Source organism: Caldifarcimen microaerophilum (assembly GCF_055387105.1).
In genome coordinates this window covers 652,993-678,679 of sequence record NZ_AP038914.1, presented here as the reverse complement: position 1 = coordinate 678,679, position 25,687 = coordinate 652,993, and the positions used below count along the sequence as shown (strand labels likewise).

At 61.3% G+C, this 25,687-nt stretch carries 22 protein-coding genes and 1 tRNA gene; 18 read left to right on the top strand and 5 right to left on the bottom strand.

All coding sequences use genetic code 11. The features are described from left to right. Positions 1–37: 37 nt before the first annotated feature. From AC6HU3_RS03200 to AC6HU3_RS03130, 15 genes are all read left to right on the top strand, one after another. Positions 38–1,195, top strand: a complete 1,158-nt coding sequence (locus AC6HU3_RS03200) for a peptidyl-prolyl cis-trans isomerase (protein ID WP_497474605.1) — start codon at positions 38–40, stop codon at positions 1,193–1,195. Then, positions 1,192–2,388: a tRNA guanosine(34) transglycosylase Tgt gene (tgt, locus tag AC6HU3_RS03195; protein ID WP_497474603.1), complete on the top strand. Its 1,197-nt coding sequence runs from the start codon at positions 1,192–1,194 to the stop codon at positions 2,386–2,388. Before AC6HU3_RS03200 ends, tgt begins: the two co-directional genes overlap by 4 nt. Further along, positions 2,327–3,430 carry an aminopeptidase gene (locus tag AC6HU3_RS03190; protein WP_497474601.1) on the top strand — a complete coding sequence of 368 codons (1,104 nt, stop codon included), beginning with the start codon at positions 2,327–2,329 and terminating at the stop codon, positions 3,428–3,430. The genes tgt and AC6HU3_RS03190 overlap by 62 nt, the downstream gene beginning before the upstream one ends. 14 nt (positions 3,431–3,444) lie before the next feature. Then, a complete protein-coding gene (locus AC6HU3_RS03185; protein WP_497474599.1) occupies positions 3,445–5,229 on the top strand; it encodes a short-chain dehydrogenase in 1,785 nt (594 codons plus the stop codon). Next, positions 5,226–6,308: an HD domain-containing phosphohydrolase gene (locus AC6HU3_RS03180; protein WP_497474597.1), complete on the top strand. Its 1,083-nt coding sequence runs from the start codon at positions 5,226–5,228 to the stop codon at positions 6,306–6,308. The genes AC6HU3_RS03185 and AC6HU3_RS03180 overlap by 4 nt, the downstream gene beginning before the upstream one ends. After that, complete coding sequence (locus tag AC6HU3_RS03175; protein ID WP_497474596.1) at positions 6,305–7,606, top strand: glycerate kinase type-2 family protein; 1,302 nt, start codon at positions 6,305–6,307, stop codon at positions 7,604–7,606. The genes AC6HU3_RS03180 and AC6HU3_RS03175 overlap by 4 nt, the downstream gene beginning before the upstream one ends. Continuing rightward, positions 7,603–8,649 carry a DUF5694 domain-containing protein gene (locus AC6HU3_RS03170; protein ID WP_497474594.1) on the top strand — a complete coding sequence of 349 codons (1,047 nt, stop codon included), beginning with the start codon at positions 7,603–7,605 and terminating at the stop codon, positions 8,647–8,649. The genes AC6HU3_RS03175 and AC6HU3_RS03170 overlap by 4 nt, the downstream gene beginning before the upstream one ends. Before the next feature lie 207 nt (positions 8,650–8,856). Then, positions 8,857–10,014 (top strand): vWA domain-containing protein, encoded by a 1,158-nt coding sequence (locus AC6HU3_RS03165; RefSeq protein WP_497474592.1) that lies wholly within the window; start codon positions 8,857–8,859, stop codon positions 10,012–10,014. A gap of 151 nt (positions 10,015–10,165) precedes the next feature. Beyond that, entirely contained in the window at positions 10,166–12,112 is a 1,947-nt protein-coding gene (locus AC6HU3_RS03160) for a 2-oxoacid:acceptor oxidoreductase family protein (RefSeq protein WP_497474590.1), read from the top strand. 10 nt (positions 12,113–12,122) lie between these two features. Next, positions 12,123–13,691 (top strand): thiamine pyrophosphate-dependent enzyme, encoded by a 1,569-nt coding sequence (locus tag AC6HU3_RS03155; RefSeq protein ID WP_497474588.1) that lies wholly within the window; start codon positions 12,123–12,125, stop codon positions 13,689–13,691. Positions 13,692–13,713: 22 nt separating this feature from the next. Further along, complete coding sequence (locus AC6HU3_RS03150; protein WP_497474586.1) at positions 13,714–14,742, top strand: AAA family ATPase; 1,029 nt, start codon at positions 13,714–13,716, stop codon at positions 14,740–14,742. A 539-nt stretch (positions 14,743–15,281) separates the two neighbouring features. Then, a tRNA-Pro gene (locus AC6HU3_RS03145) sits at positions 15,282–15,356 on the top strand. Between the two features lie 34 nt (positions 15,357–15,390). Then, on the top strand, positions 15,391–16,080 hold the full coding sequence (locus tag AC6HU3_RS03140) for a glycosyltransferase family 2 protein (protein WP_497474584.1): 690 nt from the start codon (positions 15,391–15,393) through the stop codon (positions 16,078–16,080). A 12-nt stretch (positions 16,081–16,092) separates the two neighbouring features. Then, positions 16,093–17,226 (top strand): radical SAM protein, encoded by a 1,134-nt coding sequence (locus tag AC6HU3_RS03135; RefSeq protein WP_497474582.1) that lies wholly within the window; start codon positions 16,093–16,095, stop codon positions 17,224–17,226. Further along, the gene (locus AC6HU3_RS03130) at positions 17,216–17,365 is read left to right on the top strand and encodes a hypothetical protein (RefSeq protein WP_497474581.1); all 150 of its coding nucleotides are present in this window, start codon (positions 17,216–17,218) and stop codon (positions 17,363–17,365) included. The genes AC6HU3_RS03135 and AC6HU3_RS03130 overlap by 11 nt, the downstream gene beginning before the upstream one ends. 50 nt (positions 17,366–17,415) lie before the next feature. Here the strand turns inward: AC6HU3_RS03130 and AC6HU3_RS03125 are convergent, their stop codons facing one another. The 3 genes from AC6HU3_RS03125 to AC6HU3_RS03115 are packed head-to-tail and all read right to left on the bottom strand — an operon-like array spanning position 17,416 to position 20,344. Continuing rightward, entirely contained in the window at positions 17,416–18,444 is a 1,029-nt protein-coding gene (locus AC6HU3_RS03125; protein ID WP_497474579.1) for a hypothetical protein, read from the bottom strand. A gap of 12 nt (positions 18,445–18,456) precedes the next feature. Next, positions 18,457–19,836: a hypothetical protein gene (locus tag AC6HU3_RS03120; protein WP_497474577.1), complete on the bottom strand. Its 1,380-nt coding sequence runs from the start codon at positions 19,834–19,836 to the stop codon at positions 18,457–18,459. 13 nt (positions 19,837–19,849) lie between these two features. Then, positions 19,850–20,344, bottom strand: coding sequence for a T9SS type A sorting domain-containing protein (locus tag AC6HU3_RS03115; protein WP_497474575.1), 495 nt, complete (start codon positions 20,342–20,344; stop codon positions 19,850–19,852). A 135-nt stretch (positions 20,345–20,479) separates the two neighbouring features. On the opposite strand from AC6HU3_RS03115, the gene AC6HU3_RS03110 reads away from it, so the two are divergent. The 3 genes from AC6HU3_RS03110 to AC6HU3_RS03100 all read left to right on the top strand — a co-directional run bounded on the left by AC6HU3_RS03110 (position 20,480) and on the right by AC6HU3_RS03100 (position 24,277). Further along, complete coding sequence (locus AC6HU3_RS03110; protein ID WP_497474573.1) at positions 20,480–20,614, top strand: hypothetical protein; 135 nt, start codon at positions 20,480–20,482, stop codon at positions 20,612–20,614. Positions 20,615–20,726: 112 nt separating this feature from the next. Then, the gene (locus AC6HU3_RS03105; RefSeq protein WP_497474572.1) at positions 20,727–23,471 is read left to right on the top strand and encodes a M1 family metallopeptidase; all 2,745 of its coding nucleotides are present in this window, start codon (positions 20,727–20,729) and stop codon (positions 23,469–23,471) included. Continuing rightward, a complete protein-coding gene (locus AC6HU3_RS03100; RefSeq protein ID WP_497474570.1) occupies positions 23,471–24,277 on the top strand; it encodes an SAM-dependent methyltransferase in 807 nt (268 codons plus the stop codon). Before AC6HU3_RS03105 ends, AC6HU3_RS03100 begins: the two co-directional genes overlap by 1 nt. Here the strand turns inward: AC6HU3_RS03100 and AC6HU3_RS03095 are convergent. Both AC6HU3_RS03095 and cdaA read right to left on the bottom strand, forming a co-directional pair. Next, the gene (locus tag AC6HU3_RS03095) at positions 24,192–24,893 is read right to left on the bottom strand and encodes a sugar transferase (RefSeq protein WP_497474569.1); all 702 of its coding nucleotides are present in this window, start codon (positions 24,891–24,893) and stop codon (positions 24,192–24,194) included. The genes AC6HU3_RS03100 and AC6HU3_RS03095 overlap by 86 nt on opposite strands. Next, positions 24,890–25,681 (bottom strand): diadenylate cyclase CdaA, encoded by a 792-nt coding sequence (gene cdaA / locus AC6HU3_RS03090; RefSeq protein WP_497474567.1) that lies wholly within the window; start codon positions 25,679–25,681, stop codon positions 24,890–24,892. The genes AC6HU3_RS03095 and cdaA overlap by 4 nt, the downstream gene beginning before the upstream one ends. Between the last annotated feature and the right edge of the window lie 6 nt (positions 25,682–25,687).

The following is a 25,687-nucleotide window of genomic DNA, read 5'->3' as shown; positions in this document are numbered from 1 at the left end:
CGGGTAAAGGACGCATAACGAAGAAGGAGGATGAACGATGCTGCTCATGTTCGTGTTGCTTGCCTATCCCATGCAGGCGGATGTGAAGACACTCCTGCGGAATGGCAGGGTGGATGCCGCCCGCCAGGTTCTGGAAGATGTGCTCACCCAGCGAAAACTCCTCACCCTGGACCGGGTGGAGGCCCTGCTGGACCTTGCGGAGGTGGAACTCCTCCACCGGGAGCAGCCCCAGCTCGCCCTGGCCCGGCTCCTCCAGGCAAAAGATCTCATGGAGACCCGCCATCCCCGCATCCCCGAATCCCTTGAGGCCCGTTGGCTGTATCTCTATGCTCTGACCCGGGAACGTCTGGAGGACTATCCTGAAGCTGCCAAAGCCTATCAGGACCTGGCCGTTCGATTTCCCCACAGCCCCTACGCCCGGGACGCCCTGGAGGGGGCGGAACGGGTGTTCCGAAAAACCTATGAGGGGTGGCTTGCCCGGGTGGAGCGCACCCCCATCACCGAGGTGGACCTGGACCATGTGATCGAAAGCCTCCCGCCCTTTGAACGGATGCGTTATCGGGACAAAAGGGCGCGGAAGGCCCTCCTGGAGAAGCTTGTGGCGCAGGAACTTCTCTTTCGCGCCGCCCTGGATGAGGGCTTTCTTGCCCGCTCGGACGTTCAGGAGATTCTGGAACAGCAAAAGCGCAAGATCCTCACCCATGTGTACCTCAACGAGAAGGTCCGCAGCCGGGTCACGGTGAGCGAAGAGGAACTCCGGGAAGCGTATGAACGTTCCAAGGATCAGTTTGTGATTCCGGCGGTGGCGGTGATCCGGAAGGTGGTGGTGGACGACTCGGCCCGAGCCCGCATCCTTTTTGAAGCCGTGCGCAGTGGAAAACCCCTGGACAGTCTGGGTCTTCAGGTGGTGGAAGACCGAATCCACAAGTCCACCAAACCTTCGGACCTGGCCCGGGCCGCCTTCACGGCCCGTCCGGGGGAAGCCCGGATGGTGAAAGTGGGGGCCACCTGGGTGATCTTTACGCTGGAACGAATTGAACCCCAGCGGACGCGTCCCTTTGAGGAGGTGCGGAGTTTTCTTGAAGGCCGGCTCAAAGCCCAGAAGATCCGGAAGAAAGAACGGGAACTGGTGGAGAAACTCAAGGAGCGGTATCGGGTGGAATACAACCCCAGCGCACAGGACGACACACCGTGAGGTTCCGGGTTCTTGCACGCCGGGGCCAGGCCCGTCTGGGACGCCTTGGGATGCCCGACGGGCGAACGGTGGAGACGCCGGCCTTCATGCCGGTGGCCACCCGGGCCGCGGTGAAGGGTCTGGATCTGGAGGATCTCGCCCATCTCGGGGTGGATATCCTGATCACCAACCTGTTCCACCTGTGGCTGCGTCCGGGGGTGGACGTGGTGGCCGACCTGGGAGGGGTGCGGACGTTCATGGGAGGCTACCGGGGTGTGGTGGCCATGGATTCGGGGGGATTTCAGGTCTACCGGATGGACACCCTCCGGGCCGTTTCAGAAGAGGGGGTGACCTTCCGCTCGCCCTATGACGGCCAGGAGGTGTTTCTCTCGCCGGAGAAGGTGATGGATGCCATGGAGGCCATGCGGGTGGATCTCCGAATGGTGCTGGACGAACCCTCCCCCTATCCCGTCACGGAAACGGAAGCCCGCCGCCATATGGAGCGGACCACCCGCTGGGCTGTCCGCTCCCTGGAACACCACCGGCGACAGGGATACCGGGGGCTTCTTTTCGGGATCGTTCAGGGGAGCGTGTATCCCCACCTGCGGGAAGCCCACGCCCGGGAACTGGCCGGGCTGGACTTTGACGGCTATGCCATCGGGGGTCTTGCTTTTGGGGAACCGTCCCTGGAGCGGAACCGGGCGGTGGAGGCCACCCTCCAGGCCCTTCCGGAAGATCGTCCCCGGTATCTCATGGGCGTGGGGTATCCCGAGGACATCGTGGATGCAGTGGACCGCGGTGTGGACCTGTTTGACTGTGTGCTGCCCACCCGCAATGCCCGGAAGGGGACGCTGTTTGTCCGGAGCGGACGTCTCAACCTGAAAAACGCCCGGTATGCGACGGATGAAAAGCCCCTGGATCCGGAATGCCGGTGTCCGGTGTGCATGCGCTACAGCCGGGCGTATCTGCGACACCTGTTGAAGGCTGAGGAGCCTTCGGCCCCCCGGCTTCTGACGCTGCACAACCTCTGGTTTTATATGGACCTGATGCGAACCATCCGTCACCACCTGCGGGAAGGGACATGGGAGGTGTTCCACGCGCAGTTTCAGAACCGGTGGCGGCTGGAAGCAGGCGCTGGACAGGAGGATCACGATGTGGGATCCACGATATTCGCGGTGGGCCGAGGTTCTGGTCCATCACAGTCTCCGGCTTGAAAAGGGAGACCTCCTGAAGATTGCAGCGGGCGTGGCTGCGGAGCCCCTCGTGGTGGCGGTGTTTGAGAAGGCCCTGGAGGTCGGGGCCCATCCCTACGTGCGGATCGGGGGGTCTGAATCCCTGATGGACGTGTTTTACGAAAAGGCCTCTGAAGAGCAGCTCCGGTTTGTCTCCCCCCTGGAACGGGCCGAACTGGACCATGTGCGGGCGGTGCTCAACATCTGGACGCCGGGAAACCTCCGGGGGGAAACCCGGAGAGATCCCCGGAAGATGCAGCTGGTGTATGGCGCCCGCCGGGAACTTCAGGAAGCCTGGATGCGAAAGATCGACTCCGGCGAGGTGAAGGCGTGCATCACCCTGTTTCCCACCGTTACCCAGGCCCAGGAAGCCCGGATGTCCCTGCGGGACTTCACCGAATTCGTGTTCCACGCCCTGCACCTCAACGATCCCAATCCCCTGGCCTACTGGAGGAGCAAGCGGGAAGCCAATGAGGAGCTGATCCGCCGGCTCGAGGGGGTTCGGGAACTCCGTCTGGAAGGAGACGGGACGGATCTCCGCATCCGGGTGGAGGGACGGACCTGGATCAACGACGACGGTCGGCTGAATTTCCCCGGCGGGGAGATTTTTACAAGCCCTGTGGAAACGGAGACCGAAGGCGTCGTCACCTTCAACATGCCCTCCATGTTCGGGGGGAGGGAAGTCCGGGGTGTGCGGCTGGTGTTCCGGGAAGGCAAAGTCGTGGAAGCCCACGCACAGGAGAACGAAGCCTTCCTCCGGGCCATGCTGGAGATGGACGAAGGGGCTTCGTATCTCGGGGAATTTGCCATCGGAACCAACGAAAACATCCAGGAATACACGGGGAACACCCTCTTTGACGAGAAAATCGGTGGAACGGTTCACCTGGCCCTTGGCCATGCCTTTCCGCAGGCCGGTGGAACCAACACCTCCGCCCTCCACTGGGATATGGTGTTTGACCTGCGTCAGGGTGGCCGGCTTTATGCGGACGGCACGCTGGTGATGGAGAACGGAACCTTTCTCTAACGGGGAGCATACGGATGATTCTCCACGATCAGCGCGTGATGATCCTGGGCGGGACGGGCCAGGTGGGACAGGCGGTGGCCCTCCGGATGTTCCGGGAGCGCCCGGCGCAGGTGGTGGTGGTGGGGCTCACCCGGGAGGAGGTGGAACAGGCCCTGGAACGCCTTCGAGGCGATGCGGACCTGTGGGGGGTGGAGCTTGTGGGGAAGTGGGGGGATATCTTTGCCCGGGTCGAACACCAGGGCCTTCCCCGACGCCGGTTTCTCGAGGATGTGGATCTCCAGAAGGTGATCATTGAGGACGTGCTGGGTGAGCTCTCCCGGGAGAGCGTGGAACGGGCCTTTCTTTATCGCCTGCTCGTGGAACACCGCCCGGCTGTGGTGGTGGACACCATCAACACCGCCACCGCCGTGGCCTATCAGAACATTTATCACACGGCCTCCACCGTGTTCGGAAAAATCCAGCAAGGGCAGGCGAAGGACGAGACGTTTGAGCAGGATGTCCTCCGCCTCCTCATGAGCCTTTCCATCCCCCAGCTGGTCCGTCATGTCCAGATTCTGTGGGAAGCCCTGATTGCGGCCGATGCCCGGGTGTATGTCAAGGTGGGAACCACGGGCACGGGGGGCATGGGCCTCAACATCCCTTACACCCATGGAGAAGAGCGCCCATCCCGGATGCTCCTTTCCAAGAGTGCCCTGGCCGGGGCCCACACCCTCCTCCTTCTTCTCGCCTCCCGCTCTCCCCGGATGTCCTTCCTGGAAGCCCTGTCCGATCGGTCCATCCGCTGGGAACCCCGGGAGGGTCCCGTGATCAAAGAGGTCAAACCCGCCGCGCTCATTGCATGGAAATCGCTGGGCGTGGGACCCATCGGTCGGGGGGGAACGCCCTTCCCCCTGTATGACGCCGAGGAACCCGTTCCCCTCCCGGAAGGTCGGCCTTTCCGGCCCCTCGCGGAGGACCGGGGGAGGGTGGTGAAGGATCGATTCGTGAGTGTGTATGTGGACACGGGCGAAAACGGCGTTTTTTCAGTGGAAGAGACCAAAGCCATCACCAACCTGGGGCAGATGGAGGTGGTCACGCCTGAGGAGATCGCCGAGGTGGTGGTGCACGAAATCCTGGGACGGAACACGGGGAAGGACGTGATTGCCTCCCTCAACGCCTCCATCATGGGACCCACCTACCGGGGCGGGATGCTGGTGGAGGAAGTGGACCGGTGGGCTGCGGAAGCGAGCAAAGAGGCGAATGTGGATGTGCCCAGCATCGCCTTTGAGATCCTGGGACCGCCCCGTCTGTCCAAACTTCTTTTTGAAGCATATTTCCTCTCCCGGGCTTACGGCGATATGGAGCAGGCTCTCCAGGTTTCCCCGGTGGCCATGAGCGAGGCGATGGAACGGGTCCTCCGGGAAGAGGCACCGGCACGTCGTCTTCTCCTCTCCATCGGTCTTGCGGCCCTCCTGCCCGACGGAAAACGCCTGCTCTATGTGTCCCGGAAGTCCGCAGGTCTCCGGGATCTCAAAGATTGGGAGCGGGGGGTGGATGCCCTGACACCGGAGGCCTTTCGGCGATTCCGGGATGCCGAATGGGTGGACCTGACACCGGAGAACATGGCCCGGTGGCAGGATCGTTTCCGGGAGGTCCTGCGCATGCTGGAAGCCTCGGATCCCACGCAGGGCAGTGCCCGGGTGGGGGATTTTCTCCCCTCCCGCTGGCCGCGGGAGAACGGACGGTTCCGGATTGATCCCGGCCGGCTGGTGGCGTTCGTGTTTTCTTATGAGGACCGGGGGCGGAGGATGCTCCGATGACGGAACGGGAACTGCTGGCCGCACTGGTGGAGACCGCCAAGGTCCTCAACGACACCCTGGAGGTGCAGGAGGTCCTTCTCCGCATCATTGAGGAGGCCAAGGCCCTGACGGGGGGAACGGCCGGATCGGTGTTTCTTGTGGATGAAACCACGGGGGACCTGGTGTTCTACACCACAAGCGGCGGTGCGGACTCCCGGATCCTCCAGAGCATCCGCGTGCCCATGGAAGGAAGCATCGCCGGTGAGGTGGCCCGCACCGGCAAACCCCTCATCGTCAACCATCCGGAACGTCACCCCCTGTTTTTCCGGGACCTTGAGGCAAAAACCGGATTTCACACGGACAACCTGATCGCCGTGCCCCTGGCGCACCGGGGGAAGATCCTGGGCGTGGCTGAGGTCCTGAACAAACCCGGAGGGTTTGGAGAACAGGATTTGAACGTTCTTTCCACCCTTGCGGAATTCGCCGCCATTGCCCTGCAGAACGCCCGCCTGTATGAACGCCAGCGGCGCCTGTTCCACGAAAGCATCCGGGCCCTGGTGGCGGCGGTGGACGCCCGGGATCCCTACACCGCCGGGCATTCGGAGCGGGTGGCCCAGTATGTGGAGTGGTTGGTGCGCCGCATGGATCTTGCTCCGGCGGAACGAGCCACCTTTGTGCTCGCCGCCCTCCTCCACGACATCGGCAAGATCTCCATTCCCGACCGGATCCTTCTCAAAGAAGGCCGGCTCACAGAGGAAGAATACCGGATCATGAAAACCCATCCGGAAAAAGGTGTGGAAATCCTGAAGCACGTGCGGGATCTGGCTGACGTGCTTCCCGGGGTTCTTCATCATCACGAGCGGTGGGATGGTCGGGGATATCCCTTCCGGCTTTCCGGCGAGAGCATTCCCCTCCAGGCCCGGGTGATTGCCATTGCGGACACCTTTGACGCCCTCACCACGGACCGCCCCTACCGGAAGGGGCTTCCCCCGGAAAAGGCCCTCAAAATTCTGCAGGAGGACGCGGGCACCCACTTTGATCCCCGACTGGTTCCCCTGTTTGTGGAGGAAATGCAGGTCCGTCTGGACCGATCCGGATGAGTGCGGTGTCCGAGGCCCGGCGGATTCACCATGCCCTCCGGATCTACCGTGCAGCCCTGAACGCCGTTCGCCCGGAAACCCTGCTTCCCCGGTGGTTTGAACGGAGAGGCGATCGGTGGTGGGTGGCGGGCCATCCCCTCGTGCCCCCGGTTCATGTGCTTGCGGTGGGAAAGGCCGCCTCCTGTATGATGGCGGTGGTGTTTCGGCTGATGGGGGAGGGCATCCATCGCGCCCTTGTGATCACCAAAGAAGGGCACCGTCTGCCGGATCTCCTCTGCCCTCAACTGGAAGCAGCCCATCCGGTGCCGGACGAACGCAGCCTCCAGGCCGGCCAGGCTGCCCTCGAGTTTGCAGAAAGCGTGCCGGAAGAGGGGACGCTCCTGGTTTTGCTCTCGGGAGGTGCCTCCGCCCTGATGGAGGCCCTTCACCCACCCCTCACCCTGAGGGACCTTCAGGAAACCACGCGGTGGATGCTCCGGGCGGGTCTTTCCATCCACGAGATCAACGCGGTCCGCAAACACCTCTCCCGGATCAAAGGCGGGGGACTCCTCCGGCACACCCGGGCCCGGGTGATCACCCTGGCGGTGAGCGACGTGGTGGGGGACGATCCATCCGTCATCGGATCCGGTCCCACGGTGTCGGACCCTTCCACCTGTGGGGATGCCCTGGAGGCCCTGCGCCGCGGGGGGATCCTCAAGGAGGTCCCTCCCCGGGTGCGCGAGGCACTGGTTGCCTGTCACGAAACCCTGAAACCGGGAGATCCTCTCCTTGAACGAAGCGCGTATGCCGCGATCGGGCGGAACCGGGATGCCCTTCTTCAGGCTCTGCAGGAAGCCGAACGTCTGGGATACCGGGGGCTTCTCCTCACGACCTTTGTGGACCTTCCGCTCGAGGGGCTGTCCGAGATGATGGTGGAAGTGGTGAAGGAAACCCTCGTTTCGGGCCATCCCCTTCCTCCTCCCCTTGTTCTGCTTGCGGGAGGGGAGGTGCGGGTGCGGGTTCGGGGGGCCGGCAAAGGAGGGCGCAACACCCATTTTGCGGTACACACGGCATCCCGGCTTTCGGCTGAGAATCCGGTGGTGGTTCTGGGGGGAAGCACGGACGGAACGGACGGCCCCACGGATGCCGCGGGAGGCGTGATGAGCCCCCGGTGGACGAGGTTTCTGGATCCCGTACCGTATCTTGAGAACTTTGACACGTACACGTATCTTTCCCGGGTGGGAGGTCTTCTTCGCACCGGTCCCACCTGCACCAATGTGGGGGATCTGTATATGGTGCTGCTTGGGGATACGCCGTGAACGAACAAGCTGTCTGCGCTCCTTTTGTCCCTTCAGGAGAGCACGTTCGGACGCGGGTGCTGGTGCTGGGCACCCTTCATCTTGCAGGATCTCGCGATGTGATCCAGAGTCAAGTGGGTTCTTTCCCCCTCCAGTCATTTGAATCCCTTCTGAAGGTGCTGGAGCGATTTGCCCCGGACAGGATCGGCGTGGAGGTCCTGCCCCCCTCTGTTGTGGCCCAGCTTGTGGAACGTAAGGGGCCGGAGGCCATGGGCAAGATGGGGCGCCATGGTCGATCTCTTCAGGCTCACCTGAACGTTTCATGGGAAGAAGCCTTTGAAAAGAGCGAACGACTTGTGCAACGTCTCCATCCACAGAGTCCTCCGGAGGATCGGATCGAGGCGGTTGCGATGGGGGTGGCTGCGTATGCGTGGCATACCGCCCTTCTTCAATGGTCCTACCTTCCGGAGGATGTGAGGCGTCACACGTCACGGATCCCTGCAAACGTCCGGAGAGATCTGGAAGAAGATCTTCGTTCCCGGAACGAAATTCGGGTGATCGGGATCGAACTGGCCCGGCGACTGGGACACCAGCGGATGGATCCTGTGGATGGCATGGCCGAGGATCTTCCGGATCCAGAACAGATCCCTCTTTTGATGGAAGAACTTGAGGAGAATGAGGTGTTCCGGGAGTTTGTGGCACGTATGGAACATGAAGCACGCGCTCAGACGGAGCGTTTTCACGGGTGGGTTCAGAAAGGGGACGTCGTACCCTTCTACGTAGAGCTCAACCGCCCCGCGGCTCTGAGACGGATGCTGGAGCAATGGGAGGTTCTGTTCCGTACCCGCTTGCCCTCCGGTCTGGATCGGGCCCGGGTGGCCATGTGGGAAGTACGGAACCTCCGGATGGCGGCGAATATTCGAGCGGTCATGGCCCAGGAGCCCGGGGGACGGGTGCTCGTGATCGTGGGGGCTTCCCACAAACCTTTCCTCGATGCGTACCTCCACACACAGGTGGACGTGGAGGTGGTGCATCTTGAGGATGTGGTGAAGGGGGGAGGTTGAGGTGGTTCATTTTGGGATCGTGCATGCGATGAGAGAAGGGAGAGAAGGGCATGGAGAATTTCATGTAGATCTTTTCGTGAGGCAACCATGTTCTTTGTGTAGATTTTGATCGAGACAATGCGGTCATGATATTCGACCGTTCGCTTCACAGGGTGTATGGTTACCCTGTACCCCGCGGGAGGGGTGCCCAGAACCAGGAGGGGAAATATGGATCTCCGCAAAACGTCATGGGTGACGGGGGTCGCGGTGCTGGCCCTGAGCCTCACCCTGGCCTGCAGCAAGAAGACCACCGAGGGTGGGGGCGAAGGGCCCGTGCTCCAGGATCTCTATGTCCTGGGCGTCACACCCATTGACACGAACGGGCAGTTTGAGGTGAGCGTGGTGGGCGTGTCCGATCAGAACGAGGCGTTTGATCTCGCGTCAGCGAGCATCACAGTGTCCGTGGATTCCGTGTCGTATTCCCTTCTCAAGAACAAGACCATCGGGGGGGAGTCCCGTCTGGCGGAGGTCCGGGTTCCGGTTCATTCCGGTGCAGCCCTTGCGGGGGTGACGGACACCACCTATCAGGTGAACATCCTGGGCAACCAGTTTCAGCAGCTTTCGGCCTCGGGAGACATGGGGATTTCCCTCAATTTTGACAACAGCGGAAGCCTCGCAGGCACGGACCCCAACAATCTCCGCATTCCGGCGGGGAAGGACTTCATCCGGATCCTGAATCAGGCCGGGCGGACGTCCGATCTCGTGGGGATCTTTGGCTTTTCCCGAACCTTCGGGGATGCCAACGGTGACAGCATTGACGACTATTATTTCGAAATTCTCCAGGACTACACCTCCCCTGCCGACACCGCCGCCCTCTTTGCGGCCCTGGATTCTCTCACGGCCAACGATCTCACCCCCCTCTGGTGTTCCCTGGTGCTCAACATGGATTATGCCGCCAGTCAATCCTGGTCGGGCCGGGCTCCCGTGCTGGTGAGCTTCACCGACGGCGGGGACAACGATTCCCAGAACTGCCCCCGGAAGGATTACGCGTCAGGAACCATCACGAACCAGGCCATCACCATGGACAGCGTGATCCAGGTGGCCCTCCGGACCGGCCATCGCGTGTTCTTTGTGGCCCTGAGTTACTACAGCCAGGAAATGCAGACCATCGCCCAGCAGACCGGCGGCACGGTGGTCCTTGCCGACAGCGCGGGGGCCCTCCAGCGCCTGTTCCAGGGGATGGGCTATTCGGTGAGCGGAGGGTTCAACCAGATCCAGATGCAGGTGCAGCCCGTTCCTCCCTTTGGCATGAACGTGTATCTTTCCATGGAGGTGTGCTCGGGCGGCCAGTGCCGGACGGCCCACATCCGCGTGCCCGGATACTGATCTGTTCTGGAAGGCCAACCCAGAGCCGGGCGGGGAAACCCGCCCGGTTTTTCTTGTCGTGGGGTCAGGGCGAAAGTTGAAGAATTCTCTTTTCCGTCGTATACTTGTTGTAATCGGTTCTTTTCGAGCGCACGAACGCGGGAGGTTTGCGATGAAGCCTCGTTATCAGGGAATTTGGACCACATCGGACGGAGCCGGGGCGGTGGTGTGGGTGGAGACCCACATCACCGAAGCCGCCGTGGCGTATCCCATCACGTCTTCCACCCCCATGGGGGTAGGCTATCAGGCGGCGGTGGCCAAAGGGATGAAGAACCTGTGGGGCACGCCCCTCCAGTTCTTTGAACCGGAGTCCGAGCACAGCTCCGCGTCGGCTGCCGAAGGCTTCGCGGCCGCAGGCGGACGGGTGGTGAACTTCACCTCCGGCCAGGGCCTCATCCTGATGAAAGAGGTCCTGTATGTGATTTCCGGGAAACGCCTGCCCGTGGTGTTCCACATCGGGGCCCGGGCTCTCACCTCCCAGGCCCTCAACGTCCATGCCGGACACGATGATGTGATGGGTGTTGCGGATACGGGCTGGGGCATCGTGTTTGCCAAAAACGTTCAGGAAGCGGCTGATCTCGCCCTCATTGCCCGGCGAACCGCCGAAGACGCCCTCACCCCCTTCATGGTGGTTCAGGACGGCTTCCTCACCACCCACACCCTGGAAAACGTCCTTTTCCCTGAGCCCGAACTCATGAAGGAGTTTGTGGGCGATCCCCGGGAACGCCTGATGAACCTCCTGGATCCGAAATATGCCCTCCAGATCGGAACCGTCCAGAACCAGGATTCTTACATGAAGGGCAAAATCGCCCAGCGAGCCTTCTATCACCCCCTCAAGGGCATTCTCCGGGAGAACATGCGCTTTTACAGCGAACTCACCGGACGACCCTATGACCTCCTGGAGGCCTACCGGCTGGACGATGCGGAATACGCCATCGTGACCATGGGCACCATGGTGGAGACCGCCCAGGCGGCCGTGGACTGGATGCGGGAGGAGAAGGGCTGGCGGGTGGGGGTGCTCAACGTGCGCACCTTCCGGCCCTTCCCCGGTCCGGAGATCGTGGAGGCGTTGAAGCACGTGAAGGCCCTCACGGTGGTGGAGCGGATGGACGATCCCCCGGCCCAGTCCAACCACCTCACCCGGGAGATCAAAGCCGCCTTTGCCGATGCCCTCACCGGCGCGGTCCTGCCTCATGAGACCTATCCGACCGTGGATCGGATCCCCGTGATCCACAGCGCCTCTGCGGGGCTTGGCGGACGGGATGTGCGGGGGGGCGACTTCATCGCCACCGTGGAGCACATGGTTCAGGGCGAACCCCGCCGGTATTTCGTTCTGGGCATTGCCCACGAACTCGCCCTGGAACGCCGGGAAGATCCTGATCTCCGTCCGGCCGGTTCCTTCTCCATGCGGGGCCATTCGGTGGGCGGATTCGGTTCGGTGACCACCAACAAGGTGATCGCCTCGGTGGTGGCGGATCTTCTGGACCTGTATGTGCAGGCGTTTCCCAAATACGGTGCGGAGAAGAAGGGCCTGCCCACCACCTATTACCTCACCGTGGCGACGGAGCCCATCCGGATCCACAGCGAGCTCAAAACGGTGGAATTCGTGGTGGTGAACGACTTTGACGCGTTCTTCTATACCCGGCCCCTTGCCGGGCTGGTGCCGGGCGGAAACCTCTTTATCCAGAGTGAACACGCGTCTGCCGAGGAACTCTGGAAAGCCCTGCCCTGGAAGGTGCGGGATGAGATTGTGGAGAAGGAGCTCAGTGTCTATTATCTGGACACGCTGGCCATTGCCCGGGATGTGGCCCCCACGCCGGATCTGGAACAGCGGATGCAGGGGATTGTCCTCCTGGGCGTGTTCCTGAAAGTGGCCCCCTTCATCCGGGAGCGGGAACTTCCGGAGGAAGAGGTGTGGAAGGCCGTGGAAAACGTGCTCCGGAAATACTTTGGCAAGCGTGGTGAAGCGGTGGTTCAGGCCAACCTCACGGCGGTCCGCCGGGGCTACCGTGAGGTTCAGACCATCCCCTCCGATCTGATGGTGGGGAGTCACGCGTAGGAGGTGAGCCATGAGCCCGAAAGTTTCCATTCTCAAGCCGGAAGAATACATTGAGAAGTTCCGGGACATTGTGGAAGCCTACAACGAAGGCTGGGGACCCGACGAGCTCCCCGCCGATCTCTCCACGGCCCTGTCCTGGAACGCCCCCGGTTCAGGGTATCTCCGGGATTTCAGCTACATCGCCCCCGAAATCCCGGAGTTCATCCCTGACAAGTGCGTGGGGTGCATGAAGTGCGTCACGGAGTGTCCCGACACCGCCATTCTGGGGAAAGCCGTCCCTGAAAGCGTGCTGGAAAAGCACCTTCAGGAAATTCCCGAAGGCGAACGCCCCATCTATCGACTGCATTTCGCGAAGACCAAGAAATTCTATGAGCTTCCCCAGAAGCAGGGCCTGGAAGGGGCGATGTTCGGGATCTTCATCGATCCCACCAAGTGCAAGGGATGTGCCGAGTGCGTGACGGTGTGCGAGGAACAGGGCTACAACGCCCTCCGGATGATCCGCAAGACCGAAGAGACGGTACCCCGGTATCGGAAGACCTTTGACTTCTACAAGAAGCTCCCCACCACCCCCCGGGAGTACATCAACGAGCGGGCGGTGGGGGACCTGATGCTGGCGGAGGACACCCTCCTCTATGTTGGAGGCGCCGGGTCCTGCGCGGGATGCGGGGAAGCCACACCCATCCGGATGATGCTGGCGGCCACGGCCTTTCAGTATGGCAAGGAAAACATCGCCATCGTGGCGGCCACCGGGTGCAACACGGTGTATGGCTCCACCTATCCCTTCAACCCCTTCACCGTGCCCTGGATGAACTCCCTCTTTGAGAACGCCGCCACCGTCGCCGTGGGTGTCCGGATGGCGCTGAACAAAGAAGGGAAAGACCGGGTCCGGCTCTGGGTGCTGGGTGGGGACGGTGCCATGTACGACATCGGCTTCCAGTCCCTGTCCCGGATGCTCACCACGGGGATGGACATCAAGGTGCTCATTCTGGACACCCAGGTGTATTCCAACACAGGTGGGCAGGCGTCCACCGCGAGTTTCATGGGGCAGGAAGCCAAGATGTCCGCTTTTGGAAGCGCTCAGGCCGGGAAAGTGGAGCGCCGCAAAGAGATCGCCCAGATCCTGATGATGCATCCGGACGTGTTCGTGGCACAGACCACCGCCTATCACGTGAACCACTTCTACAAGGCGATCATGGACGCCAACGACTATCCCGGTCCGGCGGTGGTGAACGTGTATGCCCCCTGCCAGCCCGAGCACGGCATTGCGGACAACGAATCCTTCCTGCGGGCGCGGATGGCCGTGTATTCCCGGGCGTTTCCTCTGCTCGTGTATGATCCGCGCAAGGGCGAGCGCATCAAGGACCGGCTCTCCCTTGCCGGCAACCCCGCGCCCAAAGAAGACTGGTACAAGAATCCCAGGACCGGTGAGGTGATTGACTTCGTCACCTTTGCCCGGGGGGAGGGGCGGTTCGCCAAGCACTTTGACAAGGACGGCAACCCTTCGGAAGCCCTCCTCCGTGCCCAGGAAGACCGCCTCAAGAACTGGCGGTTGCTCCAGGAACTCGCCGGGATTCGGTGAGTGGATCTGAGGGGGATAAACGATGATCACACGGGTACGGCTGGAGAATTTCACAGCCTTTTCTAGGCTGGACTGGGAGCCTGGTCGGGGTGTGAACATTCTGATCGGCGCAAACGGTACGGGGAAAACCCACTTGCTGAAAGTGATGTACGCGGCATGTGACGTTACCCGAACCGGTATACGTTTTGACGAGAAGCTTGTCCGGGTGTTCCTTCCCCACAAAAAAGTTCTCGGACGACTCGTTCGGAGACGACAAGGACATCAAAGGTGCAGGATTGAAATTCAGAGAGCCTTCGCTTCTACCCGAATTTCCCTTCGGGCTTCTTTTGCAACCAGGTCTAAAAAAGCCAGGGTCGAGGGGGAAGACCCCTGGTATGCGGCACGCGTGGAAGCCGTCTATATCCCCGTGAAAGAGATGCTTTCCAGTGCACCAGGGTTCCGCTCCCTTTACGCGCAGAGGGAAATCCACTTCCCCGAGGTATATGTAGACATCCTGGATCGGGCGTATCTTCCTCCAATTCGGGGACGTCCAGAGGAACGTCGGGAGAAACTCCTGGAGCAGATCCGAAAGATCATCCAGGGGCGAGTGATCGTTGAAGATGAGGAGTTTTTCCTGACCGACCGGGGGGGGAAGCTGGAGTTTTCACTTCTTGCAGAGGGCATTCGCAAGTTCGGGCTGTTGTGGTTGTTGATCCAGAATGGCACGCTCCTTGAGGGATCAATCCTGTTCTGGGATGAACCTGAAGCCAATCTGAACCCCAAGCTCATGGGGCCACTCGTTGAAATTCTCCTTGAACTTCAACGAATGGGTGTGCAGATTTTTCTTGCGACGCATGATTATGTCATCCTGAAAGAATTCGACCTCCGGAAAAGATCCGAGGATCATGTGCTGTTTCACGCGTTCTATTTTGACAAGGAACAACAAATTCGGTGCGTTTCCACAGAGGAATACAGAGACATTCACCCCAACGCCATCGCAGAAACGTTTTCTGATTTGTATGAGCGCCAGATTGACCGCATGATGGCTGCAGGCCCTTATGAGGACGCTTAAAGAAGGGGATCTTGAAATCCTTATTCCCTCTTCCGCTATGGCTTTGAAGCTCGATGCGGATCCTGGGGTTAGGAGGCTTACCCATTGCGGTGTTAAGGCTGTGGACTTTGTTGTCTTGCTGAAAAATACGGTGTGTTTCATAGAAATCAAAGATCCTGGAAATCCGAGGGCCCGACCACAAAATTACAGGAAATTCGTCGACAGACTAACCCAAAAACAACTGTTACGGGACCTCGTGCAGAAATACAAAGATTCTCTCCTGTTCTGGGCTGGGGGTTTCGATGGATTCTTCCGATATGAGCGAATATATCTGGTACTGATCACAGGAATGGAGAAAGCACTCCTTCAGGCGGTGCAGGACGATCTCGTGAGATGCCTGGGGCCCGGTGAGCAAAATTGGGTGCACAGGTGTTTTGTTTTTGACAAAGAAACGTGGAACAGGAAGGTTCCAGGCATTTTGCCGGGGGTGTTCCGTGAGAAGAACTTCAAAGACTTCTTGAGGGTTTTGGGGTGGAGGTGTATAATAGTGTCGTTCACGTCGGGGCGTAGCGCAGCCTGGTTAGCGCGCCGCCTTGGGGTGGCGGAGGTCGGTGGTTCGAATCCACTCGCCCCGACGTTTTCTTTTTCTCCCTCCTCGCCTCACTGCCCATGACGTCCCGTCCCCTGAAGGAGCCCTCCTCCCTTCTGGTGGCCATTCCGGCGTTTCAGGCCGCGTCCACCCTCCCGGCTCTCCTCACCCGCATCCGTGCGGTGTGGACCGGACCGGTGCTGGTGGTGGATGACGGATCCGACGACGCCACGGCGGAGGTGGCCCGAAAGATGGGGGCAGAGGTCATCCGTCATGGGCGGAACATGGGCAAGGGGCAGGCGCTGGCCACCGCGTTCCAGTTCGCCCTGGATCACGCCTTTGACGGGGTGATCCATCTGGATGCGGATCTCCAGCATCCCCCCGAACTCCTTCCCCGCTTTGCCGATGCCCTGCGGGTCGCGGACCTGGTGGTGGGGAGCCGGCGTCATGCCCTCGCCCGGATGCCCCGGGATCGCCAGATCTCCAACCGTCTCACCAGCCTGGTGCTCTCCGTGCTCACGGGAAAACGCATCCCCGACTCTCAATCCGGCTATCGTGCCCTCCGGTGTGATCTTCTTGCCCGCCTTTTCCCCTTCTGGACCTCGCGGTATGAAACAGAGAGCGAAATCCTGTTCAAAGCCCTTCGTCTGGGTGCCCGGGTGGTGTTTCTTCCCATTCCGGTGGTCTCTTCGTCTTCCTCCCACATCCACCGGGGGGTGGACACCCTCCGGTTTCTCCGCCTCGTGGGCACCATGCTCTGGCACCTGTGAGGAACCGAGACCGTGAACAGGACTGCTCCGGAGAAGGTGATCGTTCGGGCGGGTCCCCGGGGGACAGCGGTTCTCCTTCAGGACACACCCGTGGAGCACTGGATGCTGGATCCGCGGGGACGGCTGGTGTATGCTTTCCGTGAGGATCGGGGAGGGGTGTGGTTTCACCTGAACGGACAGGCTGTGCTCCGGCACCACCGGAGCGGTTCCCTCCACTTTGTGTCCCTCTCTTCCGAAGAGAGTCTGTCCCTGTATGGTCAGGCGGTGCGCCGGCTTCAGGAGGTGGCGGAGGGCGTGGAGGTTGCCGGTGAAGTCGTGCTGAGGGAGGATCGCCGCCGTTTTCAGGCGCTTTATGGACGGCTCCCCATCCTTCCCCCGGACCAGTATCTCACGGTGGTGCTTCAGCTCACCCGGGGCTGTCCCTGGAACCGGTGCCGGTTCTGCACCTTTTATCGGGACACCCCCTATCGGGTGCGCACCGGCCGGGCCTGGGAGGAGCACGTGCGGAGCGTGCGGGCGTGGATGGAGCCGGTCCTGACCCTCCGGGATCGCCTCTTTCTTGCGGATGCAAGCGCCCTTGCCCTGCCGGAAGACACCCTGTTCCGGGCGCTGGAAACCGTCCGGCGGGTCTTTCCGGAGATGGTGGAACGCCGGGCGGTGTTCAGTTTTGTGGATCTTCCGTCCTCCCTCCGTCGGGGTCCGCGGTTCTTTTCGGAACTCGGGCGGTTTGGCCTGCGGCGGGTGTATCTCGGGGTGGAATCCGGGGATGACGCCCTTCTGAGGGCGCTGATCAAACCCCAGACATCCCGGGATGTTGAGGGGGTGGTGCGGGCGTTCAAGGAGCACGGGGTGGCGGTGGGGCTCATTTTTCTGGTGGGGGTGGGAGGAGAACCCGTGCGGGAGAGACACCGGGATGCCAGTCTGGAACTCCTGCATCGCCTCCCCCTGGATCGGGAGGATCAGGTGTATCTTTCCCCCTATGTCCCGGTGGGGGACCTGCCGGGTCTGCCCCCTGGGGATGTGGAAGAGGAACTTGCCCGGTGGCGGGAGGAACTTTCCGGCCTTCCCTGCCCTGTGGCGCGCTATGACATCCGCCTCTGGCCGGGGGGCGAAGATCCCCCGGGAGCAAGAACAAGTGCCCCGTGATGATCTTGATCTTTGGGGAGGTGACAAGGGAACGCGGATCAACGACCTGGGGTATTTCGTGCTGTATGACCGCTTTCGGGAAGCAAGAGAAAAACTTCCGGCTTCGCCGATCAAAATTCAGGATCGGGGGTCTCGCTGACCACCCTCCGAAAAGGGGGCTGGCCCGTTATGCCAGCCCCGGTTGTCTCCTTACCGCCGGTCCAGGCTTTCGATGGCCGTGGGTCCGGGCAGGCGGTCCCGGGTCTCCCGCAGCCTCCACCCCATCACCACAAACCCCTCATGGGTGATCCGCGTTCCTTTCCCCTGAACCACCCTGTTGTACGCAAGGGAAAGCGCCCGATAGGCATCCATATACCGGCGGAACTTCCAGTGGGTGTGGGCGGCATGGATCAGGCTGTCCACCTCCTGGCGAAGGGATGGATCCCGATACCACCCCACCGAATCCACCCGTGCGGAGATCTTCAAAAGATCGGAAAACGCGGTGGGGAAGGGCGGAATGGGGTGACCGGGCACCACGCCGGGATAGATTTTCCCGGGACCATAGGGGGTGAGATTGCGATACGCCCGCAGGAGGTCGGCGAGACTATCGGGAGGGGGGACGTAGGGGGGAAGGGTATCTCTCTCCTCGCACAGGGTGGGTTCCGGGTGATGGCCTTCCACATAGATTTTCCCCACATCCGGCGGCCGGTTCACCACCACACCGAACCCGATCACCGTGTCCCCCGGCGGAAGACAGGTGGTGTCGATGTCAAAGGAATAAATCCACCCATAGATGCCGTTAAACCACCCCAGGGAATCCTGTTTCAGGGAGTCGGGGAGGGGTTCGGGGATAACGGTGACGGATTCCCGAAGTCCGGTCTCCGGATGGACAAAGGGAACCGGATAGGGCGGAATCCGGGGTATCGCCTGGAATCCCGTGAAATAGGTTTCCCACATGGAATCCGGCCGGTAGAGGGTGTCTCCTTCGTCAAAGGGAAGTCGTGCATCAATGAACCGCTGAATCGTGTCTGCCTCGGGCATGATGAGATCAAAGATTTCCAGCGGCTGCGTGGCTTCTGGATGGTTGAACACCCCATACACATACCGGAACCGGACGGAGTCGATTTTCTCCACATGAACCCACGTGGTCACCTCCACCCCATCCCCGGAAATCAGGCGAAAACAGATCCCCCGGTCCATGTTGAACGTCTGGGCCAGAAGAAAAACCATCAGCATCATGACGCACCCCCTTCAGCGAAAAATAGGATAAAGGTCCTCATGCCCCAGCAGGGCTCCACCCCGGTCAATCCAGAGGTGGAAATGCTTCGTGTCATCTTCCTCAAGAATGTCAAAGCAACCCCTGCACTTGTTCTTTAAGAATTTCTTGAGCCATTTTTTGATCACCTTCTTCTGCCCTTCAAGGTGCTGGAGGAACGACCAGTCCGGTGTGGCACGGATGATGCGATAGGGGATGTCCACCGTCCGCCCGGTGCGGTGGGAGCGATGAGGTGTGGACCAGTCCGCGTAAATGTCAAATTCCCCTCCCCAGGGAAGGGAAATGTCGTTGATATCCAGCACCCGAAACGTGTCAGGCTGGGTGGAGTCCCGGGCTTTTTGAACCGCGGTTTCTTTCACGAACTTGAGAAGTTTGTACAGCACCATGGTGGCATAAGGGGTGGCATGCTGGTTTTCGAAGTCCATCGTCCACTGACAGTTGACATGATACAGCGTATCATACGGAGGAGTGTCCGGTCGAGTGTCCAGTTTCCACCAGGCAATCCTTCCCTGATGCCTGCAGGTTCCTCCTTCAAAATACCCCAGGAGAGCCAGGTTCCCATATTCTCCGGCCGGGAACAACACAATGGGTCCTCCCACCGTTGCGGGAAACCCGATGGCCATCCAGTCTTCGCCCCCGGCGCTTTCCGCCCGGATTCTGTAGTACCCCGCATAGTAACTCGCCTGATAGATGATGGTGTCCGAAACCGCCACATGATCCTCAGGACTGACCACAACCGTGGGAATGGAATCCCATTCCGGTGTGAACGTGGTCACATCTTCGGGATAACACCGGTTCTGGAGAAGACAGGAGGGGAGAGAAGAGAGATACCCAAGGAATCCGCCCCGGGGGCGCTCGCTGAAGGGACGGTCGTTCTGATAGCTGTGGAGGTGCCCGCTCCAGGTGAAGACTTCACCTCCCGGTCCCAGAATCATCGTGTCCACCACGTTTTCCACCGTGAGATTGATCGAAGTGGGCCACGGTTCCTGGATGGTGTCCCCATTCACCACCCGGAGCTTGAACGTCATGATCCCCACGGTGGCCCAGCTCCAGTAGAGCGGATATTCCATCCCGAGAGGGTTGCTGGAGGACTTATATCGGGAAAGACCCCGGCGCTTGTCCCCCGGACGGGGGAAAAGACCCACCGCCGTGTCTGGAAGTCCCATGGGAGGAAGCCCGGAGTTGGGCCGGCGATGAAAGGGGGCCATAACAAGAGTCACACAATGAGCAAGCGCTGCACTTGCCCATGTGCACCCCTCGCCTTCCACCCAGATTTCTCCTGGAAACGTTCCCAGTAGAAGCGTATCCTCGATTACAGGAGGGGCAAGGAGGAAAAAGCTTATCCACGGGAGCATGGGGACCTCCTTTCTAAAAAATCACGAACTTTTCCCGCCATCGGTACGGGGGCTTACGGATTTCAAGGAAGTACACGCCCGGAAGGAGCCGAAGGGAAACCCGGTCTTCCGGTTGTCGGACGGAGATGGTTGCGCGACGGACAGATCGGCCCAGGACATCAAAGACGTGCAGGGTGTAATTCCCCGGAAGGGCAAAGCGGATGTCCGCCCTGCGAGGCCCGGGAAGAAGGGTAGGTGCGGGGATCATGTCCCAGGAGTAGGTTCGGGACAACCGCCGTCCATGGGTGATCACCGAGAGTCGTACGCGATTGAATCCCACGGTGCTTTGCGGATGAAACACCAAGGTTGTCTCCCGGGTGATCTGCACGGAGAGGGTTTCATCAGGTGCTTTCAGGGTTTCATGGTGGAGGATACACAGGACGCGGCTGGGTGCGGGTGTTTTGAGATGAAGGCGGATTTCAGGGGATTGGTCCAGGGGCGTGATCCATGCAAGGAGGAGTCCGAGCATTCACAACCTCCTGTTCTGTGTTGCTCCAAGGATACAGGGGGGGGGGGGTAGATTGTCAAGGGGGTCTCTCCCCTCCCGAATTTTCTTTGTCAGGAAGACCACGCCTTATCGACTCCTTTCAGGCGTTCCCGGGCCATGAACCGGTTGAACATCGGACGGGGCATGCGGATCAACGACCTGGGGTATTTCGTGCTGTATGACCGGTTTCGGGAGGCAAGGGAAAAACTGTCCACTTCACCGGCTCACTGGAAACAAACCGGGTCTCCATAGGAAAGCGGCGCTTCTCCCAGTTTCCCGGAGTTTCCATGGGGTGGCGGTTTTCTCCGCTTTGACAATTCCCCGCCCACACTGCACGCTATGCACCATCAACAGGGAGTGAGGCATGAGCGTGCTTTTTCTTGTTCTTGCCTGGCAGCCCTATCTTTCCGTGTCCATCCAGGCCCGACTGGACACCGCCTCCCACACCCTCACCGCCCGGGAGGTGGTGGAATATCCCAACGCGTCCCCGGATTCCCTTCCCTTCGTGTGGGTCCACCTGTATCCCAACGCCTATCGGCAAAATTCCGTGTTCGCTCGGGAAGCTGCCCAACGGGGAGACTTCCGGATTCACCGCGCTTCTCCTGAAGACCTGGGCGGTATCACCGTTCGGCGCCTCACCGTGAACGATTCCGTCACCTGCTCCGTCCAGACGGTCCCCCTGGAAGACCGTGCCCTTCTGGCCCAACCACCGAAGGAGAAAGGCTGCGTGCTCCGGATTGTGGACACGGAGGGCCAGATCTGGCTTCCCGCACCCCTTCCCCCCGGCGACACCCTGCGCCTGGACGTTGCCTTCACCGTGAAGATCCCCCGGGTGTTCTCCCGGATGGGACGGGAAGGCCACACCTATGCCGTGACGCAGTGGTATCCCAAGATGGTGGTGTATGACCACGTTCCTCCCAAAGCACCCCCGCTGGACCTTCCGGAAGAGGCGTACCGGGGGCCGTCCGGATTCTGGCACCCGGACGGATATCACTACGTGGGGGAATTCTATGGCGAATTCGGGACCTTCTGGACGGAAATCACCGTCCCGAAAGGCTTTGTCGTGGGCGCCACGGGGTCGCTGGTGGCCCGCCTCCATCGGGACTCGGTGGAGGTGTACCGGTTTCTTGCCGACAGCGTGCACGACTTCGCCTGGGTGGCCGCACCGGACTTTGCGGTGAAGGAGACCACCTGGAAGCACGTGACCATCCGGATCCTTTTCAAGCCCCGGCACCGCTCCATGTATGAGAAGGTGATTCCCGACCTGCCGGACATGCTGGACCGCTTTTCGGCGTGGTTCGGAACCTACCCCTATCCGGTGCTCACGGTGGTGGACGGACCTCTCCGGGCCGGAAGCGGCATGGAATATCCCACCCTGGTGATCATCGGGCGAACCTGGGGGGTGAACCGCCTGCGGGGGGTGCTCGCCCACGAGATCGCCCACCAGTGGTTCTATGGCATGTATGCCAACAACGAAATGGACGAACCCTGGCTGGATGAATCCTGGACCTCCTGGGCCACGGACCGGTTTCTGGACTGGTGGGAGGAGCAGCATCCCGACACCACCGAACACCGGAGGCCCTTCCGGATCACGTCCCTCTTCTCCCCCGGGTTCTGGATGGGCCAGCTCTGGCGGCGGGGGCGAGCGGTGTATCTTTATCGCTATGCGGCCGGGGAGGACAACGAACCGGTGGCTTCGGTCCCGGCGTATCGCATGCGGTCCTATTTTGCCACCATCTACAACAAGGGCAAGCGGGTGGTCCGCTACACCGAACACTATCTGGGGGACAGCCTGTTCAACCGGTATCTCCAGACGCTCCACCGGGAAAAGGCCCTCCGGCATGTCCATATTGAAGACGTCCGGGAACTCCTCCGCCAGACGGGGGTGCACCCCGAGGGCTTTCTGGATCCTCAGCTCTTTGACGTGGTGCGGGATGTCCGGTTTGGCGAAGTGGTCCGGACCGACACAGCTCTCCTTGTGCGCCTCGCGTATGACGGGCCTCCCGTTCCCGTTCAGGTCCGGGCGGTGGCGGGCGAGGATACCCTCACCCGCTGGGTGGACACGGCCCGGGTGGCTTTTCCGCCCGATGTGCGTCTGATGGAACTGGACCCGGAGGACGATCTCCTGGAAGCCAACGAGTGGAACAACCTCTGGGGTGCCCCGCCGCCCCTCTCCATCGGTTTCGTTCGCCTTCCGGAGATCTCGCCCCGCGTTCTTTCGGTGTGGGGTCTGCCGGTGGTGCTTTATGGTTCGGATCAGGGCTTCACGCCGGGGTTCGCCATGGCATGGACGCAGGGGACGGTGCGTCACACCGGCGCCCTGTATGGGGGTTATGGCACCCGGAGCCGAAGGGGCGAAGGGCTTCTCCTGTGGATGGAACGCTCCTTCCAGCTTGCGCTGGGCAACTGGCAGGGCTCCAACGACCAGCGCCTGACCTTCTGGCCCCTCGGGGACCGGAACCTTTCCTTCACCCTTTACCGGGAACGGGTGTTTGACACCACGTATGCGAACCCGATGGTGTATGCCCCCGGCGAGTTCCTGGCCCTTCAGGCACGCCTTCAGCGTGGGTATCGCACCCCCTGGATGCGGGCCGAGCTGAATCTGCAGGGCACCGGGGGATGGAACCGCCTCCCGCAGAAAGCAAGCTTCGGCAAGGGGGTGGCTCGCCTGGAGGCCCGGTGGAACCGCCTGGAAATGTTCCTCCTGGCTGGAGGCATCACCGGAACGCCCCCTTCTCAGGAACGGTTTTTCCTGGAAGGGGAAGGGCGGGAGTTCTTCCCCTGGAGCTTGCTGATCCCCTCCCGGGGAGACTGGGCCACCACCGGACGGTATCTCACCCTGGGCGAAGGTCTGGGGGGTTTTGGGGGACGGGGCCTGTCCGGAAATCGCCTCCTCCTTTCCACCCTCCGCCTGCGCCTTGCCTCCCGGCTCTATGGCTATGGCGGTGTCGCCTGGCTGGAGCGCTCCCGGCCCTTCGTGGAAGGGGGCCTTGCCCTGGACCTGTGGCTTCTTGAGGTGCGCTTTCCCCTGGGACTCTCGCCCGCGGTGGACGGAGAGACCTGGAGGTTCAGGGCCTATCTTCGCCTGAAACGCCTGGGTGGGCTGTGATGGAGATCCTGAACGATCTGCCCGAAGAACGGTTTCTGGACCTGGACGGATTTCTGGCGTTCCTGGGGGTGTATGAGGATGAGGGGCGTCTTCAGGCCCTGGCCCGCGGGCTTTCCCGGCTGGGGATGACGGGGGGCGTGGTGGTGGAGGCGGGGGCCGGGCTGGGACGGCTTTCGGAGGTCATTCTGGACGTGATTCGACCCCGCAAACTCTATCTTGTGGAGGAAAATCCCCTGGCCCTCCAGGTGCTCCGGTCCCGTTTTGCCCGGTGGAAGGACGTGGAGATCGTTCCGGGACTTGTGGAGGATTTTGTTCCGCCGGAGCCGGTGGACCTTCTGGTGCAGGAACTGTATGGCCCTCTCCTGTATGACGAGAGCCTCCGCGCCCTGGAGCGCCTTGCCTTCAAGCCCGCACGGATTTTCCCCGACGGCGGACGGCTGGGCGTGCAGGTGGTCTCTTTTGAAGACCTGGACGAACCGGTTCTGACACCTGAAATGTTCCGGATGCTGGAAGGGGCGCTGGTGTCGGATCTTTTTCCGGACTTTGACCGGTGGGAGGTGCAGGCGGTGGCCCTCACCTGGCAGGCGGATCGGGGGCTTGAACACCACCGCGTGGATCTTTCGTCCTATCCGGGGGAGGTGGTGGTGTTCGGGGTGGAGGTGTGGGATGGAGGGGAGAAACTGTGCGATCCGGTGAAGTGCCCCAACTGGCCCTTTGTGTTCACGCCGCGGGCGGGGGATCGCTTTTCTTTTCGTTTTGCGTATGCTCAGGGGATGACCCGGACGGATTTCCGCTGGGTCCGGTGAACTCCGGCATGGTGGCCCATCCGGGATGGGACACCCCTTCGGCGGTGATCACCTTCCACAGGGTCAGGAACAGGATTTTGAGGTCCAGCCAAAGGTTCCAGTGTTCCACATACCACACGTCCAGCTCAAAGCGTTCCTCCCAGGAAAGGGCGTTTCGTCCGTTCACCTGCGCCCATCCGGTGATGCCCGGCTTCATGAGGAGGCGCTTCTTCTGGCGTTCGCTGTATCGGGGGATATAGCGGACATAGAGGGGACGGGGTCCCACCAGGCTCATGTCTCCCCGCAGGACGTTGAAGAATTCGGGGAGTTCGTCCAGAGAATATCGGCGGAGAAAGGCTCCCAGGCGGGTGAGGCGCTGTTCGTCCGGAAGCAGGTTTCCCTGTTCGTCCCGTTCGTCCGTCATGGTCCGGAACTTGAACATGACAAAGGGCTTGCCGAAAAGCCCGGCCCGGACCTGCCGGAAGAGGACAGGGGAGCCCATCCGGAGGCGGATCAGGAGGGCGATCATCGCCATGAGGGGGAAGAGGATCACCAGGGCCACGGCGGCACCCACCACGTCCATCAGGCGTTTGATCGTCCGTGGAAAAGGGCTTCTCCAGTAGGGCGCGTCGTTCATGACGGCACGGTTTCTTCTCCGGACTCCACGAGTTCCCGCAGCGCCTCTCCCAGCCGGTGGAGGAGTTCTTCCCGGGAGCCGGTCAGGACGAAGCGCCCGTGCTCAAACACACGAACTTCGCCCCGCTCTTCGGAAACCACCACCGCCACCGCGTCCGTTTCCACCGTGATGCTCCAGGCTGCCCGGTGACGGGTGCCGAAGGTCTCGGGGAGGTCTTCTGCTCCCGGAAGGAGGGGAAGGATCACCCGGGCGGCCAGAATCCGGTCTTCTTCCACGATCACCGCCCCGTCGTGAAGAGGGCTTGAGGGGTGAAACAGGCTCATGAGGAGATCCTGGTTCACCCGGGCCTGGAGGATCACCCCCCGCTCCGCGAGGTCCCGCAGAGGATCTCTTCGCTGGATCACGATGAGGGCACCGATGTTCCGGCTGGCCATCCGGAAAGCCGCCTCGGCGATTTCCCGGAGGGCCGGATCCACGGTCTCCGGAACCATCCGCCGGAAAATGGGATTTCGCCCGAGGGTGAGGAGCGCCCGCCGGATTTCGGGCTGGAAAATGATGACCACGGCCACCAGGCCGATGGTTCGCAGCAGTCCCGTCATCCAGGCAAGGGTCACGAGGTGAAGCCACTGGGCGAGCCAGCCCACCACGGTGATGAGGAGGATGCCCAGAAAGATATACACCGCCCGGGATTGCCGGAAAAAGCGGAGGACGTGATAGATCACAAAGGTGGCGATCAGGATGTCCAGGACATCCCCGATCCCCACCGGGAGAAATCCAAACAGTCTCATGTTCGA